This is a genomic window from Mesorhizobium sp. M0590 (assembly GCF_040320905.1).
In the GTDB taxonomy this organism is placed as follows: domain Bacteria; phylum Pseudomonadota; class Alphaproteobacteria; order Rhizobiales; family Rhizobiaceae; genus Mesorhizobium.
The window spans coordinates 109,320-126,469 of record NZ_JAMYQN010000003.1 but is presented as its reverse complement, the minus strand read 5'-3'; the positions used below and the strand labels follow the sequence as shown (position 1 = coordinate 126,469).

At 63.1% G+C, this 17,150-nt stretch carries 17 protein-coding genes; 10 read left to right on the top strand and 7 right to left on the bottom strand.

All coding sequences use genetic code 11. From position 1 onward, the window contains the following. Positions 1-16: 16 nt before the first annotated feature. From NKI52_RS07630 to NKI52_RS07615, 4 genes are all read right to left on the bottom strand, one after another. Positions 17-1,093, bottom strand: a complete 1,077-nt coding sequence (locus NKI52_RS07630) for a siderophore-interacting protein (protein WP_352697518.1) — start codon at positions 1,091-1,093, stop codon at positions 17-19. A gap of 196 nt (positions 1,094-1,289) precedes the next feature. Beyond that, positions 1,290-1,604: a nuclear transport factor 2 family protein gene (locus NKI52_RS07625; protein WP_352697516.1), complete on the bottom strand. Its 315-nt coding sequence runs from the start codon at positions 1,602-1,604 to the stop codon at positions 1,290-1,292. 18 nt (positions 1,605-1,622) lie between these two features. Then, positions 1,623-2,399, bottom strand: a complete 777-nt coding sequence (locus NKI52_RS07620) for an esterase family protein (protein ID WP_352697514.1) — start codon at positions 2,397-2,399, stop codon at positions 1,623-1,625. A 4-nt stretch (positions 2,400-2,403) separates the two neighbouring features. Then, the gene (locus NKI52_RS07615; protein ID WP_352697512.1) at positions 2,404-3,570 is read right to left on the bottom strand and encodes an ATP-grasp domain-containing protein; all 1,167 of its coding nucleotides are present in this window, start codon (positions 3,568-3,570) and stop codon (positions 2,404-2,406) included. 808 nt (positions 3,571-4,378) lie between these two features. On the opposite strand from NKI52_RS07615, the gene leuA reads away from it, so the two are divergent. The 4 genes from leuA to NKI52_RS07595 all read left to right on the top strand — a co-directional run bounded on the left by leuA (position 4,379) and on the right by NKI52_RS07595 (position 9,836). Continuing rightward, the gene (leuA, locus tag NKI52_RS07610; protein ID WP_352697511.1) at positions 4,379-6,115 is read left to right on the top strand and encodes a 2-isopropylmalate synthase; all 1,737 of its coding nucleotides are present in this window, start codon (positions 4,379-4,381) and stop codon (positions 6,113-6,115) included. Between the two features lie 142 nt (positions 6,116-6,257). Next, entirely contained in the window at positions 6,258-8,054 is a 1,797-nt protein-coding gene (locus tag NKI52_RS07605) for a tetratricopeptide repeat protein (protein ID WP_352697509.1), read from the top strand. A 226-nt stretch (positions 8,055-8,280) separates the two neighbouring features. Next, on the top strand, positions 8,281-9,084 hold the full coding sequence (locus tag NKI52_RS07600; RefSeq protein ID WP_352680920.1) for an alpha/beta fold hydrolase: 804 nt from the start codon (positions 8,281-8,283) through the stop codon (positions 9,082-9,084). A 134-nt stretch (positions 9,085-9,218) separates the two neighbouring features. Beyond that, positions 9,219-9,836: a hypothetical protein gene (locus NKI52_RS07595; RefSeq protein WP_352690557.1), complete on the top strand. Its 618-nt coding sequence runs from the start codon at positions 9,219-9,221 to the stop codon at positions 9,834-9,836. A gap of 76 nt (positions 9,837-9,912) precedes the next feature. On the opposite strand, the gene NKI52_RS07590 is transcribed toward NKI52_RS07595, so the two are convergent. Beyond that, positions 9,913-10,857: a metallophosphoesterase family protein gene (locus NKI52_RS07590; protein ID WP_352586933.1), complete on the bottom strand. Its 945-nt coding sequence runs from the start codon at positions 10,855-10,857 to the stop codon at positions 9,913-9,915. Positions 10,858-10,910: 53 nt separating this feature from the next. Between NKI52_RS07590 and NKI52_RS07585 the strand changes: the two genes are divergently transcribed. Together NKI52_RS07585 and NKI52_RS07580 are read left to right on the top strand one after the other, a co-directional pair. Beyond that, the gene (locus NKI52_RS07585; RefSeq protein ID WP_352690555.1) at positions 10,911-11,411 is read left to right on the top strand and encodes an NUDIX domain-containing protein; all 501 of its coding nucleotides are present in this window, start codon (positions 10,911-10,913) and stop codon (positions 11,409-11,411) included. Between the two features lie 91 nt (positions 11,412-11,502). Further along, positions 11,503-11,976, top strand: a complete 474-nt coding sequence (locus tag NKI52_RS07580; RefSeq protein ID WP_352697507.1) for a hypothetical protein — start codon at positions 11,503-11,505, stop codon at positions 11,974-11,976. A gap of 10 nt (positions 11,977-11,986) precedes the next feature. Here the strand turns inward: NKI52_RS07580 and NKI52_RS07575 are convergent, their stop codons facing one another. Beyond that, entirely contained in the window at positions 11,987-12,976 is a 990-nt protein-coding gene (locus NKI52_RS07575; protein ID WP_352690551.1) for a glutathione S-transferase family protein, read from the bottom strand. A 281-nt stretch (positions 12,977-13,257) separates the two neighbouring features. Here NKI52_RS07575 and NKI52_RS07570 point away from each other — a divergent pair, with 281 nt between their 5' ends. The 4 genes from NKI52_RS07570 (at position 13,258) to NKI52_RS07555 (ending at position 15,928) form a co-directional block, all read left to right on the top strand. Then, positions 13,258-13,851, top strand: coding sequence for a GNAT family N-acetyltransferase (locus NKI52_RS07570; RefSeq protein WP_352697505.1), 594 nt, complete (start codon positions 13,258-13,260; stop codon positions 13,849-13,851). Positions 13,852-13,876: 25 nt separating this feature from the next. Then, positions 13,877-14,638, top strand: coding sequence for a 3-hydroxyacyl-CoA dehydrogenase (locus tag NKI52_RS07565; protein WP_023679551.1), 762 nt, complete (start codon positions 13,877-13,879; stop codon positions 14,636-14,638). Between the two features lie 16 nt (positions 14,639-14,654). Then, positions 14,655-15,416 carry a HugZ family pyridoxamine 5'-phosphate oxidase gene (locus tag NKI52_RS07560; RefSeq protein WP_352690547.1) on the top strand — a complete coding sequence of 254 codons (762 nt, stop codon included), beginning with the start codon at positions 14,655-14,657 and terminating at the stop codon, positions 15,414-15,416. A 173-nt stretch (positions 15,417-15,589) separates the two neighbouring features. Beyond that, positions 15,590-15,928, top strand: coding sequence for an ArsR/SmtB family transcription factor (locus NKI52_RS07555; RefSeq protein ID WP_023679553.1), 339 nt, complete (start codon positions 15,590-15,592; stop codon positions 15,926-15,928). 72 nt (positions 15,929-16,000) lie between these two features. Here the strand turns inward: NKI52_RS07555 and NKI52_RS07550 are convergent, their stop codons facing one another. Then, a complete protein-coding gene (locus NKI52_RS07550; RefSeq protein WP_352690545.1) occupies positions 16,001-17,005 on the bottom strand; it encodes a L,D-transpeptidase in 1,005 nt (334 codons plus the stop codon). Between the last annotated feature and the right edge of the window lie 145 nt (positions 17,006-17,150).

Genomic DNA, 17,150 nt, shown 5'->3' with positions numbered 1-17,150 from the left:
GGAGCATCGTCGCGCACTATTCTTCGCCGCCGTCCGCCGCTTGCGTCCCGCGGCGCCAGTAGGCGGTGACCAGATGCCGGTCGCGCGGCACACCCCATTCCTTGCGGACGATCCTGCGGATCTCGCGGAAATCGCCGAACTCGCATCCGGCCCAGACATAGAGATTGTCGATAAGGGCGGTGCGGTTCCGCTGCTGCAGCACCCCCGGTAACAGCCTGGCTGTGCCGGCCTCGCGCCCATGCCGATAGAGCCAGGTGACGGCAACGGCCTCGCCCGCGGCCAGCGGCATCCGGTCGTCGGGACCATCGACCTCGATGAACGCTTCGGCGCGGGTTGACGGCGAAAGCTGCTCCAGGATCCTGCCGATCGCCGGAAGCGCGGTGTCGTCGCCGAGCAGCAGCAGGTTTTGCGCCTCGGGCACGCCACCTCCGCCCGGTCCGATCATGCCGATGATCTCGCCGGCAACTGCCTTTTCGGCGAAAGCGGCCGCCGGCGTATCCATACCGGGGTGGAGGACGAAATCGACATCCAGCCAGCCGCTTGCGGCGTCCAGTGCCCGGATCGTGTAGACCCGCACGACGAGCGCGTCCTCGCCCGACGGCCAGACCATCAGGCCGTCGGCGCCCATCGACGGCCACACCGGCAGCCTGCCGCGCGGCGGCAGCAGCAGCTGCACATGCAGGCCGCCACGGCCAAAGCGGCCGAGATCGTTGCCGGTGAAGCGGACGCGCTGCATATGCGGAGAAATCCGCGTCGAGGACAGCACCGTGATCTCGCGGAAGAACACCGGCGTGCCGGCATCGCTGCCGTCGCCCTGCCAGGCGATGCCCCTGGTCGTGCCGAGATGTTGCGAAAAATGGCCGGCGACCGCGATCTTCATGTAGGACAGGCAGGTTTCATCCTCGGCCGCGACGCGGATCAGCACGTTGTCGTCACCGAGCGTCGCCTTCAACGAGCCGTAATGCGTGCGAAATTCCCAATGATCGGCAAGGCCGGTATCGATCTCGGATTCGCCGTGCTCGGCGCGCAGCCTGTCCATCACCGACCGGATGGCGGCACCGCTGATCCGGGTTTGCGCACTCAATTGCTCCATCGCTCAGCCTTTTCGGTGCCATTTGAACCCGAGCTCGCCAGACGGCGTCCTCGCCACGCCGGAATGCCACAGCCGGCCTGGCGTTTCCACTAAAAGATGATAAACAAAGTCATGTTTTTGCATCAAGCCAATGAGTCCCGCGCGAGCAACGGCGGCCGTGTCGGCGAGGTGGCCTAAAGGGCCTTCAAAATATCCTTCAGCTGATCACCAGGCTGGAGATGCGGTCGCCGTCCAGGGTGAACGCCATGTCGCCCTCGCCGTTGAAGCCGTTGCCTGTGACGGCAATGCGGACGTGATAGGTCTCGCCCGCCGGTTCGATACGAATGATGCTAAGTTTGGACTGCACTCCGATATTGTCCGACTGGTTCCAGCGCGCAATCTGCTCGCGGCCCTTGAACGACCGGCCCCAGTCGCTCAGGAAGGCATCGGGCGTGAACGTCTCGAGGAAAGCTTTGGTGTCGCCGGCATTGGTGGCTTCGACAAAGCGGCGGATGGCATCGGGCGTAGTCATTTCCTTCCTCCAGGTGGCCTAATCCAGCCGGTGCATCAGATCGTCGTCCAGCCAGCGAGCGAAGAAATAGACCAGTTGCTTGTGCCACCACGGCCAGTCATGCGCGACATCGCCGCCCCAATAGTCGACCCAGGCCGGAATCGACTTGTCACGCAGGATCTGTTCCAGCGCCTGCGTATCGGCCAGCATCCGTTCCTCCCAGGCACCCTGCCCGCAGCAGAAGATCAGCCGCAGCGCCTTCAGCCTGACGAGCAGCCGCGGATCGACGATACCCGGCAGGTAGTCGAGCGGCGAGTTGAAGAAAATCTGTCCGTCGAGCGCATTGCCGAAGAAATCGTGGGTCGAGTAAACCCCCGACAGCGCGATGACGCCGCTGGCCAGTTGCGGAAAGCGGAAGACGAAATTCGACGAATGGTAGCCGCCCATCGAGCAGCCGCAAAATAGCGGCTTCAGCGTACGCCCGCCATTGGCCTCGGCTGCGACAGACAGGAGTTCCGGCAGCGCCTCCTCGCGCACATAGCGGAAATACGCTTCATGCCGGGCGATGCGATGGGCTGGCTCGGCATGGCGGTCGAAGAAGGATTCCGCATCGATGCCGTCCAGCGTGAACAACTGGATGCGACCGGTGTCGACGAACTCGGCGAGAGCCGAGACGGCGCCGGAATCCTCGAACTGGTAGAACCGCCCTTGCGAAGTCGGGAACACAACCACGGGTCGGCCCGCATGGCCGTAGCGCTTGTATTCCATGTCGCGGCCGAGGTTGCGGCCAAAACCCTTGTGGTAGGAAACGTCCATCGCCTCACGCCTTTTCCGCATGGATGTAGTCGACCGCCCGGCGCAGTGCCTTCGGGTCGGTGGAGCGCAGCTGATAGGCGTAGTTTCCCATGGCGCGGCTGAAAACCTCCTCGATGGTGTGATGATGGACGATCATGTCGCCATGGGCGGCCAGCACGTCGGCATGGCTGTGCACATAGTTGAGATGCCGCTTGCGGCTGGCATAGGCGGTGAAATACTTGCCCCTGTAAGGGCCGCCGGCGGCGTCCTTGACCACCATGTCGGCCCAGGCGGCATAGACATCGATATCGAAGGTGTAATTGATGGCATCGGTCATCCAGGCGCCAGGCGGCCGCATGTTGACCTCCAGCGCGATGACCCGGTCGTCCCTGGTTTCGAACAGCTCGATGTGGAAGAAGCGCTCGCGCACGTCGAACGCCTTGAGGATTTTCCTGCCGGCCTCCTCGACCGCCCGGCTGATCTCGGGAAAACAGACATAGCTCATATGGCGGTCGCGGTTGACCACCTCCATGACGCTCTGGTCGTAGCGGTGGCTGGCGGCCAGCACCACCTCGCCGTCGCGGTTGACCAGCCCGTCATAGGTCACCACAAGCCCTTCGATGAATTGCTCCATGACGAAGCTGACGCCTTCCGGCTTGTCCCTGAAGAAGCTGTCGAGTTCGCCGGCGTTGGAGATTTTGAAAGTGTTCGAGGCGCCGGAGCCGGAATCCGGCTTCACCACCACGGGATAGCCGACACGGCGGATGAAGGTCATGGCGCCGGCGCGGTCGGAGCACTTGCGTTGCGGGATGGTTTCGACGCCGCTCTTGCGGAAGAACGCCCGCATGCGGCTCTTGCGTTTCAAATTCTTCACGAAGTCGAGCTTGGTGCCGAAGATGTTGAAGTCGGTGCGGATATTGGCTTCCAGCTCCAGCCAATGCTCGTTGAGCGATTCGAACCGGTCGACGCGGCCCCATTTGTGGATGAAATGGCCGATCGCCCGGAACACCGGCTCGTACTCCTCCATGTCGTCGATGCGGTAATATTCCGAAAGGGCTGCCTTCAATTTGCCGTCCAGCGCATCGAACGGCGCGTCGCCAATGCCGAGCACGGTGGCGCCGGCCTTCTTCAGCCGGTCGCAGAAATCGGCGCCATTGGCTGGAAAATGCGGCGAGAAGAACACGAAGTTCATGGACGATCCCTCCCGGCGGCGAGCCATCGCACCCCCGCCGACAATCGACTCTGGCGCATTTGCCGGGCTCGGGGAAGAGCAACTGGATCAGGTGAGCGGCTGGGTCCGCGAAAGGTGACGCCAAAACCGTGAAATAAAAAACCCGCCTCGACGGCGGGTCCTCGGCGCCAATCAGCACCATACCGAAATTAGTAGCATAGCTGCCGGCACAAAGCAAGAACAAAGTTGCTGTCGTCAGGAAAAATCGCTTCATGTCGGCGCCGCGCCTTCATTGCAGCTTGGGTTCCTCGCCCCACGAAAGTAGGGAAAGGTGGCTCGGCGAAGCCGAGACGGAGAGGGGACTGCGCCCTACGAAGGCCCCTCTCCGGCCGCGGAGCCTGTCCTCGGGCTTGCCGAAGGCAAGACCCGTGGGCGGCCACCTCTCCCTCGTTTCGCGACGGCGAGGAACCCAGGTCTTGAGGCTGGATCGGCAGCTTCTGCGACAGCGAGGCTCCCACTTGCCTCGCTTTGCCCGCTCCTGTATGAAATCCGCCATGAGCCCGCGCGCCACCTCTTTTGCGTCCCTTCCGACCGGTATTGCCGGCCAGACCGTTCGCGCGCTTGCCTCCACCCTGCTGCTTCTCGGCCTTATCGGCGATCGCCGGGTTCGCTGAAGGAGCGCCCGGCGGTCGAATTCGCCGCTCACGCGCACGCTCCTTGGCCATTCACAAATTGGCACGTCACATCAAGCGAACGAAATTCTGATAAAGGCGCCGCTCGCCACCAATCCGCCTGAAGCTGGATCCGCGAGCCGCCGGGAGAAAAGACGATGAACGCACGAGAAGATATCCGTCTGAATGTAGAGGAAACCGCCAAGCCCGCGAGGGGCATGCCGGATGCTGCCCGCAAATACCAGCCCTATCCGACCGTCGGTCTTGCCGATCGCACCTGGCCTTCGAAAGTGATCGACAAGGCGCCGATCTGGTGCTCGGTCGACCTGCGCGACGGCAACCAGGCGCTGATCGATCCGATGGGCCAGGAACGCAAGGCGCGCATGTTCGCCCTGCTGCTCGACATGGGCTTCAAGGAGATCGAGATCGGCTTCCCGTCGGCCTCGCAGACCGACTTCGATTTCGCCCGCTGGTGCATCGAACAGGGCAACGTGCCCGCCGACGTCTCGCTGCAGGTGCTGGTGCAGTGCCGGCCGGAACTGATCACCCGCACTTTCGAGGCGCTGAAGGGCTCCACCAACCCGATCGTCCATTTCTACAACTCGACCAGCGAATTGCAGCGCCGCGTCGTCTTTGAGAAGGACGTCGCCGGGATCAAGCGCATCGCCACAGATGCGGCCAAGATGATCACCGACATGGCGGCGAAAGCCGGCGGCGGCTACCGTTTCGAATATTCGCCGGAGAGCTTTACCGGCACCGAGCTCGAAGTGGCGCTGGAGATCTGCAACGCCGTCACCGAGATCGTCAAGCCGACGGCGGAAAACAAGCTGATCATCAACCTGCCCTCTACGGTCGAGATGTCGACGCCCAACATCTATGCCGACCGCATCGAATGGATGTGCCGCAATCTCGACAACCGCGAGAACCTGTTGATCTCGCTGCATCCGCACAATGATCGCGGCACCGGCATCGCCACCACCGAACTCGGCCTGATGGCGGGCGCCGACCGCGTCGAAGGCACGCTGTTCGGCAATGGCGAGCGCACCGGCAATGTCGACATCGTCACGCTGGCGCTCAACATGTACACGCAAGGCGTCGATCCCGGGCTCGACTGCTCCGACATCAACCGCATGAAGGACGTCTACGAATACTCCAACCAGCTGAAGATCCCGGAGCGCCACCCTTATGTCGGCGAGCTCGTCTACACCGCCTTTTCCGGCTCGCACCAGGACGCCATCAACAAGGGCATGAAGGCGCTGCGCAAGGCCAACACGCCGCATTGGGAGGTGCCCTATCTGCCGATCGACCCGGCCGATGTCGGCCGCAGCTACGAAGCCATCATCCGCATCAACTCGCAGTCCGGTAAGGGCGGCATCGCCTATGTGCTGCATGCGGATTACGGCCTCAACCTGCCGCGCAACCTGCAGATCGAGTTCAGCCAGGCTATCCAGGCGATCACCGACGCCGAAGGCAAGGAGGTGCCGGTCAAGCGCATCTACGAGCGCTTTCTCGACACCTATGTCGACCAGCCCGGCGCGCGGCTGAAGTTCCTCGACCACCACACCTATCCCGACACCGAGGTCAAGGGCCGGCGCGTGGTCGAAGCGGTGATCCTCGACAAAGGCAATGAGGTGACCATATCAGGCACCGGCACCGGCCCGATCGACGGCTTCGTCGATGCGCTGTCGCGCCATGTCGGGGTGCCGATGTCGGTGCTGGATTATTCCGAGCATTCCATGCAGCGCGGCTCGAATGCCTCGGCCATTTCCTATGTCGAGATGGAACATCCGGGCGGCAAGCTGTTCGGCGCCGGCATCAACACCAACATCGTCGCCGCCTCGCTAGAAGCCGTGGTTTCGGCCGCCAACCGCATCGTCGGCCGAAAGCGCGGCTAGCCGAAACGGTCAGGCTCCCGCCATCGGCCCACCGGAATTTATCCGGTGGGTACGCTATCGCACCATAAGCACATGCTTGTAAGGCGCCGCCAGCGCGATATGATCGTACCTCAACCTGTGCCGAATTCGAAGGGATCGACACTTGCAGCATACCACGCCTGCCGCCCCCGCAGTGCGCGAAACGTTGGAGCGATTGCTTGCCAGCGAAACGTTCGGACGATCCGAGCGCGCGCGCAAGCTGCTCCGCTACCTGGTCGAGCGCGAGCAGGCAGGCGAAGCCGACAGGCTCAAGGGCTTCTCCATCGCGATGGACGTGTTCGGCAAGGACGGCGATTTCGATCCGTCGACCGATGCGGTGGTGCGGGTGCAGGCCGGCAGGCTGCGCGAGCTTCTGCAGCAGTATTTCGCCAATGAGGGCGTTGCCGAACCGGTCCGCATCGCCATTCCGCGCGGCGGCTATGTTCCGTCCTACGAACTCAACGCCATTCGCTTGCCGGCGGAGGTGGAGCCCAAGGCAGAAAGCAAGCCGGAGCTGGCAACAGAGGAAGCGGCGACGACCGCCCCGCCCGGATCGCTGGAGGACGCCCGCAACCGGGCACATCCGGCTGCATTGCTGAGCATTCCAGCCGTCGCCCCTGCTGCTCCTTCGCTGCAACGCCATTTGCAGTTCTTCTGGCTGGCGATCGCGCTGGTCATCCTCATGCTGGGTGTGCTGATCCTTCGCCAGGGCAGCGTGGTGTTGCTGACCGGCGGCGACACGGCGGTCGAGACTGCGGTGGCGACCGGCAGCATAGCAGCGCCTCCCGTTGAAAACCTCCCCCAGGTCTACATCGCCATCAAGGCCGACAGCGACCTGGCTCGCCGTGTCGCCGCATCGCTGCGCGCCGGCCTCAGCGGCTTCGATACCATCAATTTCATCGGCCGTGATGCCGACAGCCCGCCCGATCCAGTAACCGACGCCGCCAGCTTCGTATTCGATGTCCTGCCCGGGCCGCGTAGCGGCGACATCATGCTCGAGCTGCAAAGCGTGGCGACCGGCCGTGTGCTTCTGTCGCGCAACCTGACCGCCGGCGACAGCGCGAACACCGCCATCGAGGACCAGATCTCCGGCATTTTGAGCTCGGCTCTTCCCGCCTCGGGCACGATCTACAACTACATCGAGCAGAGCGGCATCCAGACCGGGCTGACGGCGTGTCTGGTGCTCAACGGCAAATATTATCTCGACCAGAACGCCCAGACGCACGAAGCCGCTTACCGCTGCCTCGAAGATCTTGCCAACCGGGAGGCGAAGTCGTCGCTCGTCTATTCGGAACTCGCGTCCTTGCATCTCGAAGCGGTCACCGACCACTATCCCTATCCCGCCGACGCGACGATCGACAAAGCGATGACGTTTGCCCATCGCGCCATCCAGATGGGCCCGACCAGCCCCTACGCGCACCGCGCCCTTGGTTATCTCAACTCGCGCATGGGCGATTCCGCGGAATCGATCCGCTGGATGCGCAAGGCCTATGAGCTCAATCCCTACGATCTCGCAATGGCCGCCGCCTATGGCTACGGGCTGGTTTTCGCCGGCAGGTACAGCGAGGGCACCCCGATCATCGCTCACGCGGTGGACATCGCCAGCGCCCATCCGACATGGTGGGATTACGGGCTGTTTGCCGGAGAGTTCATGATGGGCGACATGAACAAGGCCACGCTCGCCAGCGACGGCTTGCGAACGACGGAAATGAAATCGCATTATCTGGCGGCGCGGCTGATCGGCGCCAAGGCTGCCGGCCGCGAGAAGCTGGCGAGCAGGCTGCTGCAGGAACTGACCGCCAAATTCCCGAAATTCGCAGCCGATCCGCGCGCAACTTTCGTCGAACGAAGATATCCCGCCGATCTGACCAACCGGCTGGTGGAAGCCCTGCGCGCCGCCGGCCTTGGCGGCGCCAGCTGACGTCTCCCGGCGCGTGCACGACGTCAGGTGATCGCGAAGATTTTACTGGCCATCCGGACGGCCAAAGCGCAATTCAGACACAATTTGAACCGGCCAATCTGATCCCGCATAGGTCTGATCCCGCATAGACTGATCTCCACATAAGTCTGACCTCCCGCAAAGACTGATCCGCATAAGACCGCCCCCGGCATCCTGACTGATCCCGGCACCAAGCCATAAAGTTTGCATGACCCCATCCCTTTACGCTGCCGAACGGGGCACCGGCCCGACAACGATTGCCTTCCTGCATGGTTTCGGTGGCTGCCACGACGACTGGCGCGATGTGGCCGAGTCTCTGGCGCCCGGCGCGCGGACCCTGGCCTATGATCTGCCGGGACATGGGCTGTCGCTCGATTTTCCGGGCGGCGGTCCGGCCAGGATTGCAGCCAGTGCCGTCCTTGCCGATCTTTCCGCTCGCGGGATAAAGCGGGCTCATCTCGTCGGTCATTCGATGGGCGGCGCCGTGGCCGCCCTGATGGCATTGAGCGAGCCGGAAAAGATGGCCTCGCTGACGCTGCTGTCGCCGGGCGGTTTTGGTCCTGAGATCAATGGTCCGCTGCTGCGTCGCTACGCCGCCGCTGCCGGCACGGATGAAATCCGCGCCTGTCTTGCCGCCATGTCGGGACCGCAAAGCCGGCCCTTGCAGCATAGGGTCGATCTCGTCAACGAGATGCGCCGGCGTCCCGGCCAGTCGCGGACACTTGTCGAGTTCGCAGCCGCCATGACCAGGGATGATCGGCAAGGCGTCATTCAGCGCGAACGGCTGGAAACGCTGAACATGCCGGTCATGGTGGTTTGGGGAACCGACGACGCGGTGCTGCCCGTCAGCCAGGCGGACGGCGTGCCGAAGCATTTTCATCTGCACCACGTGCTGGAAGCCGGCCATATGCTGGTCGAGGAAGCGCCCGGCCTGGTCGTCGAGGCCGTCCGTCGCAATATGCGACGCCGCAGCAGGCGGCTTCGTCCGGGATTCGCCGCTGCGGCGAGCTGATCGGTCTTCGCGCAGGCACGGCGGCGGCGCTGGTGCTGCTCCAGCGAACCCTTGCCCGCTCATCGATCTCGCAAGTGCAATTTGCCGGCGGCTGTGTTAATTCGGTGTTAACCAAACCCCGCGAGGCAACGCCGATGAAGGACGCAGGCGAGAACATCACCCAGATCGATCAGTCGCGAAAACTGTCCGATGCCATTCGCGACGTCAAGAACGCCTTCGCCGACCGCGACGACGTCGTCGTCGAGATGCGCGAAGCGCATCGCATGCGGCTCGATCTGCTTGCCGCCGAACTCGCGCCGGTCTTCGGCGACGTACCCACCGATATGGACAGTTTCGACTTCGCCGTCTCGTCCGGCCTGCAGCCACGGCTGTGGATCGACGCCGTCAGCCATGTCGCCATGGGACGCGACCGCCGCACCTACCGCTTTCTCAAGGACACGCGCATCGGCCGCGTCGTGCTCGCCGAGTCGACAGAGATGAAGGTCGTTGCCGACCAGGTGACGCGCTATGTCGCCGAGCGCGTCGTCGAACGCCAGAGGATGATGGAAGGCGGCATCGAGCAAGCCGTCGCCGGCCTGAAACGCGCCCTGGTGGCGGAGGCTGAGCCGCCGCTGCATGTCCCTGGGCGCAGCAACGGCTGGTCGGCGTTCTTCTCGGGCCTCGGCCTGATCGCCGCAGGCGCCCTGGTCGGCCTGGCGATTTCGCTCGTGTTGTTCTGGGACCGCATCGTTGCAATGAAAATCAGCTTCTAGAGCGGTTCAGCGTTTCACGGAAACGCTGAACCGCACTATCTCTTTGTTTTGACCCAATTCCGGACCGAAAACCGTTTCACACTTTTCCTGGAATTGCTCTAGCCATCGAGGCCTCGGCTTCGACGCCAAGCTCCATTGTCTGCAGGTCGCTGGGCGGCAATGCCGGCCCGGTCAGGCCGCGGCGCGTCAGCCTGATCCGCCACTTGTCCTTTTCACCGTCGATGTCGAGCAGATTGTATTGCGCCGGCGCATGCGAACTGCCGGGCGCCTGCCCGGCGGCGGCGACCCCGACCACCGGGATTTTGGTCTTGCGGGCGCCGATGAAGAAGAGCGACGGCACATGCGAATGGCCGTGCAGCACAAGCTCGGCGCCGTGCCGGTGAAGAACCTTGTGGAAGCGCGAGATGCCGAACAGCCGCTTGTTCTGCGAAACGGCGCCGCGCACCGGCGGGTGGTGGATCATGATCACTCGGAACAGGCCCTGCTTGCCCGTGGCGTCGAGGATGCCGCGCAGCCTTTCCGCCTGGCCTTCCAGAAAGAAGCCGTTGGCCATGAAGGGAGCCGTGGCGCGCGCCGTCGAGACGCCGATCAGCGCAACTTCGCCGCGCACCCGCAGATACGGAAAGGTGTTGCGGTCGACCGGCGTATTGACGCCGTCGCCGGTCATCCACGCCGCCCAGGACCGGCAGGTCTTGTCGAAGGCGCCCGGCACATAGGCGTCATGGTTTCCAGGCACCACCGACACGTCGTTGGGCGAGCCCAGCGTCTCCAGCCAGTGCTTGGCCATCTCGAGCTCACCGTCGAGCGCCAGATTGACCAGGTCACCGGTGATGGTGAGATGGTCCGGCCCGCTGGCCTTCATGTCGGCGACGATCGTGTCGATGACGGCATCGTGCATGTAGCGGCGGCGGTTGCGCTGCCAATTGACGTAACCGACCACGCGCTTGGAGGCGAGATCGCGATAGGTTACATCGGGAAGCGGCCCCAGATGGACATCGGAAATATGCGCGAGCCTGAACATCTTTTCTTCATAGGCGAGGCGCGCGCGGCTTTCCACTCACGGTTTCGCGGACGATGACGACGCCGGATCCGGAGCAAGCCCTGCGTCAGACCGGCTGGCCGGGCTTCAGGGCAAGGCTGTTTCACCTGTACTTCGTACTGCGGCGGCCGATGACGCTCGGCGTGCGCGGCTTGATCCACGACCGCCGCTCCAATTCCGTCTTCCTCATCCGCCACACCTATGTCCCGGGCTGGCACCTTCCGGGCGGTGGCGTCGAGTTGGGCGAGACGATGATCGAAGCGCTGACGCGCGAAGTCTTCGAGGAAGGCAACATCGCGCTGACCGGACCGCCGGTGCTGAAATCCCTGCATTTCAACCGCCGCGCCAGCCGACGCGACCATGTCGGCCTCTATCTGGTCGAGGAGTTCGACCAGCCAGCACCCAAGCTGCCCGACCGCGAGATCGCCGAAGCCGGCTTCTTCCCGCTCGACCGCTTGCCCCAGGGCACGACACCGGCGACGCTGCGGCGGATTGCCGAAGTTTTTGAGGGGAATTCGGCATCGCCTTACTGGTAGATCATCTCTTCAACAGCTTTGGCTGCTTCGGTATAGACCGGCAGCATCCATTGTTCTCAGAGAGATACATGCTGAGCGATGAGGAGAAAAAATGCAACACAGCCAAAACGATAGGTTTAGAATCGCGCTCTATGTATCACTTTACACGGGAATTTATGTGATAGCATTTTCTGTGTTAGCCTTAATTTCGACAATAGTTCTTGCGATAGATCCATATATTTTAGCAAAAGTTGGAAGATTCATCCAATTCGCAATACAATTAGTTGCGGCATTCGTGACATATTTCGTTTTTATAAAGCGACATGCTCAGCTTTTTACTCGCACTGAATTCTGGAAAATGGTCGGCTTCTCAACCATGATAGAAATGATTTTGGGAATGGCTGTGCTTCTGCCGTCGGGATTGTTACGCGCAATCCCGCCCCAGATGTCGGTCCTGATCGTCATGATCAGCGGCATCGTTGCGTTCCTGGCAACGTCGCTCGGCTACTCCAATCGATTTGGAAATACCATATTGAAAGCTGAACTCGTTAGAAGGGCAAAGATGGACTCCGAAACCTTCCGCTAGGTCACCGGTCTCACGCCGCCTTCCTGAATCGCGCCCGGTCATGCGGCGCGGCGTAGTCCAGCTCCGGCCCGACCGGCACGATGCGCGTCGGGTTGATCGTCTCGTGGCTGCCGTAATAATGCGACTTGATGTGGTGCAAATTCACCGTGCCGGCGACGCCTGGCACCTGGTAGAGGTCGCGCAGATAATTCGACAGGTTCGGATAGTCGGCGATGCGGCGCAGATTGCACTTGAAATGGCCGACATAGACCGGGTCGAAGCGGACCAGTGTCGTGAACAGCCGCCAGTCCGCCTCGGTGATGCGGCCGCCGACGAGATAGCGCTGCCTTGACAGACGGTCCTCCAGCATGTCGAGCGTCGAGAACAATTCGCCGAACGCCTCCTCGTAGGCCGCCTGCGTGGTGGCGAAGCCGGCGCGGTAAACGCCATTGTTGACCGCGGGATAGACCAGCGCGTTGACCGCATCGATCTCACCGCGCAGCGGTTGCGGATAGAAATCGAGCCTGGCATCGCCCCATTCGTCGAAGGCCGAATTGAGCATGCGGATGATCTCGGAGGATTCGTTCGAAACGATGGTCTGCTCGCGTTTGTCCCACAGCACGGGAACGGTGACCCGGCCCGAATAGCCGGGATCGGCCCTGGTGTAGATCTGGTGCAGGAAATCGAGGCCGTAGAGCGTGTCGCCGGTGGCGCCGTCCTCGGCCAGGAACGTCCAGCCGTCGGCGCCCATGAAATGATGGACGACCGAGATGGAAATCACGTCCTCGAGTTTTTTGAGCACGCGAAAGATCAACGTCCGATGCGCCCACGGGCAGGCGAGCGAGACATAGAGGTGGTAGCGGCCGGGCTCGGCCTTGAAGCCGCGTTTTCGCCCTTCGGCCGGCGCGCCGTCGCGGGTCACCCAGTCGCGCCACTGCGACTGCGCGCGCACGAATTTGCCGCCGCTCTCCCCGCTATCGTACCGGCGGTCCTGCCATTGGCCTTCGACTAGCAATCCCATGCAATATCCTTTCGCGTTCCTGTCCGATGTAGGGCACCAAGCGGCGCCGCGGAAATCCCCGATGCTGAACAGATCGTCAACGGCTGCGTCGTCGAGTGCGGTCGGCTGCGCGGGCCGATTGCGGCGGCTGAAAATTGGTGCTAGCGGACAATCCGCATGTTCGACTTTGCCGTGATCCGGTTCGACCGACGACGAAAGAGCGCCCGCGCTTGATGAAGCGCTGACTGGCGAATGCTGCCGCTTGCAGCAAACCTTTCCTCGCATACCGGAACGCAAAGACCATGAGCCTTGCCGACTTGAAATACCTGGCCGACGTGAAATACCTACCGGAAACTCCGGCGCACGATCCTGAAATCGAAGCCATCAATGACGAGGCCTTCGGGCCGGGCCGTTTCGTGCTTGCCGCCTACAAGATCCGCCAAGGTGGCCCGCACGAACGCGCTTTGTCCTTCGTGGCCGTCGATGGCGCAATCGTCGTCGCCTCGGTACGGATGACGCGCATCGCCGCCGGTGCCGGCCGCGCGCTGATGCTCGGGCCGCTCGCTGTGCGGCCGGCCTTCAAAAATCTCGGCATTGGCCGCAAGCTAGTGGCAATCGCGCTGGAAGCCGCCGCCAAGGCCGGCGCACCGGCGGTGATGCTGGTCGGCGACGAACCCTACTACGGCCCGCTCGGCTTCAGGAGGCTGCCGCGCGGGCAGATCTCGATGCCGCGTCCGGTCGACCCCGACCGGCTTTTGGCGCACGAGATCGTGCCGGGCGCGGTGGCGAGGCTGGCGGGCGAGGTTTGCCACGCCGACCAGGCAAGGATTGTCCGCGCACATCGCCGCGATGGCATGACCGTGCCGGTGCTGTCGCACGGTGGCTTGGCGGCATAGTCTGGGCACGGAGGAGGACGTCGAGATGAACCCGAACGGCCAGATTGCGATCGTCACCGGTGGCGGCTCCGGCCTTGGCGAGGCGACGGCGCGCGCTCTTGCCGCCGGCGGCGCCAGGGTTGCCGTCCTCGATCTCGGTATCGAGCGTGCGGCCAAGGTGGCGGCTGACATCGGCGGCATCGCCGTCCGATGCGATGTGAGCGACGCCGAGAGCGGTGCCGCCGCAGTCGCGGAAGCGGCAGAGACGCTCGGCGCACCGCGCATCCTGGTCAATTGCGCCGGCATCGTTGTCGGCATGAAGACGATCGGCAAGGACGGACCGCATCCGCTCGATCAATACCGCAAGGTGATCGAGGTCAATCTGATCGGCACCTTCAACATGATCCGCCTGGTCGCCGACCGGACCGCCAGGCTCGAACCGCTGCAGGGCGGCGAGCGCGGCGTTATTATCAACACCGCATCGGTCGCAGCCTATGACGGCCAGATCGGCCAGGCTGCCTATTCCGCGTCCAAGGCCGGCGTCGTCGGCATGACGCTGCCGGTGGCGCGCGATCTCGCCCGCTCCGGCATTCGCGTCTGCACCATCGCACCCGGCATCTTCAGGACGCCGATGATGGCCGGCATGCCGCAGGAGGTGCAGGATTCGCTCGGCGCCGCTGTGCCCTTCCCTTCCCGTTTGGGCGAGCCTTCGGAATACGCGGCACTTGCCTTGCACATCATCGAGAACCAGATGCTCAACGGCGAGACAATTCGCCTCGACGGCGCTATCCGCATGGCGCCGAAATAAACGCGACGGTGGTGCTTTGGACAAACCAAAAAAGGACGTGATCCGCGCGACCGATCCCGAGGCGATCAGGCTGGCAAAGACGCTGATCCGCAGCGCCCGTTTCGGCGCGTTGGCAGTGCTCGAACCAGGAACCGGTTCGCCGCTGGCCAGCCGGGTCGGCGTCGCCACAGACATCGACGGCACGCCATTGATCCTGGTATCGATGCTGTCCGCCCATACCGGCGCCATCCTTGCCGACCCGCGCTGTTCGTTGCTCGTCGGCGAACCCGGCAAGGGCGATCCGCTGGCGCATCCGCGATTGACGCTCGTCTGCCGCGCCGTGCGGCTGGAACGCGGCTCGAACGAGCACGCCCGCGCCGAGCGGCGCTACCTCAACCGCAATCCCAAGGCAAAACTCTATGCCGGGCTCGGCGACTTCTCGATCTTCCGGCTCGAACCGGAGCGCGCCAGCCTGAACGGCGGCTTCGGTAAGGCCTATCTGCTCGACCGCACCGATCTGGTCGCGACGGGAGCGATCGTCGAAGAGCTTGCCGCCGGCGAGCAATCGGCGCTCGACCACATGAACGCCGACCATCTCGATGCGATTGCCCTCTACGCAAGTCATTTCGGCGGGGCCGAGAGCGACGGCTGGATCGTCACCGGGTTCGACGCCGACGGGATGGATCTCATATCGGGCGACAATGTCTGTCGGGTTTTCTTCCCCGAGCCGCTGAGAGCGGCGCGCGACCTCAGGCCTGTCCTGGTCGACATGGCCAAGGCTGCCCGATCGGCAAAATAATCACAGCCGCACGGTTAATCGGCTTGCATGGAAAGCAAGCCTTGAGATTTGAGCGAAATGTTCTACCTTTGCGAGTGACGCTGAATCGCTGGCGTGCATCTATAGGGAAAGTCTATGGAATCCGACGCTATTGCCCCCATAGCGGCGGATGAGCAAGAAGGCATGGGGGATCTATGGTCTCGAACAAACTAGTCGCCAACGCCGGAACCGCGGCTGCGTTTCTGACGCTGATGGGCAACGAAAAACGTTTGTTGATCATGAGCTATCTAGCCGAGGGCGAGATGTCGGTCGGCGCCATAGCCGAGAAGGTGTCGCTCAGCCAATCCGCCCTGTCACAGCATCTGGCCAAGCTCAGGGCTTCCGACCTTGTCGAGACCCGCCGCGACCGGCAAATGATCTATTATTCCTGCAAGTCCGCGGCGGTGCGCGAATTGCTGCACATGCTGGACGGCATTTTCGGCGAAGGTGAACTGTCGCAGATGGCTCACCGGCTGCGTCGCGCCGGGACCTGAGCGGCCGAGGCGGAGAACGCCCCGCCAAATCCGCTTTGCTGCCAAGTCCGCCTTGCTGCCAAGTCAGCCTTGCTACTGAACGCGCTCGTCGGCGGCCTGCGCAATCTCGTCCTTGAACTCGACCTTCGTGCCCGGCTGCACCATCGAGGCAAGGTCTTCGGCATCCCAATTGGTCAACCGGATGCAGCCATGCGAAAAGGTGGTGCCGATCTTGCCCGGTTCGGGCGCGCCGTGGATGCCATAGCTTTCGATGGAGAGATCTATCCAGATCGATCCCACGGGATTGTTCGGCCCGGCAGCGATGGTGAAGGGCCGCTTGGTCTTGACCCCCTTGAAAGCGAAGTCCGGATCGTAGTGATAGGTAGGGTTGTGCACCACGCGCCTGACCTCCGCCATGCCGCTTGGCGCCGGCTTCTCGTCGCTCCCAATCGAGGCGGGGTAGACCGCCAGCCATTTGCCGGCACGGTCGAGCACACGCACCTGGCGGGCGCCCTTGTCGACCTCGACGGCGGCAACGCCGGCGGGAGGGTCGCCCCTGCTGACATCAGGCACCACCAACGTCCTGCCTGGTTTCCTGAGGCTGGTGCCCGGATTGAGCATTCGCAGCAATTGTTCGCTGACGTGGAAGCGCTCAGCCAACCTCTCCACCGCATTGCGGTAGCCGAGCCGCCGCAAGCGGGCCATCCTCTCCAAGCGAGCCGGAATACGCCTGGTGAAAGGTCCGCGCACATCCTTGCGCATCACCTCATAGGTCACCAGCACCGGCTTGGCGGAGCTTGCGATGAGTTTGCTCCAGGTCTGTGGACTGAGCTTGCCATCGGGCGGAAGTCCGTTTGCCGCCTGAAACGCGGCGACGGCTTTGGCGAAGTTCTGGGAAAGGCGACCGTCGATGAGGCCCGGCGAGAAGCGGGCGCGATCCAGAAGGATCTGCGCCTTCAGCAGCATCGGATCGACACCCGTCGGTTCGCCGATAGTGAATTGGGCCTGATTGACGGTGGTTGGATCGAGCTTGGCCGCGCGAGCCACGCCGCATGCGAGGGCAAGCGTGGCGGCAAAGACGAGGAGGAGCCTGATCATCGATGTCCTCCCAGGACCGCAGCAGGAGCCCGCCTCTATGACGCGGCATGGCCCTGTGTGGTTCCTTCGCCCATCGAAATTCTGCATTGAAGCGGCTTGGCCGAAGAGCCGTGCCGCGGAAATCAAATATCGCCGTGCCGCCAGG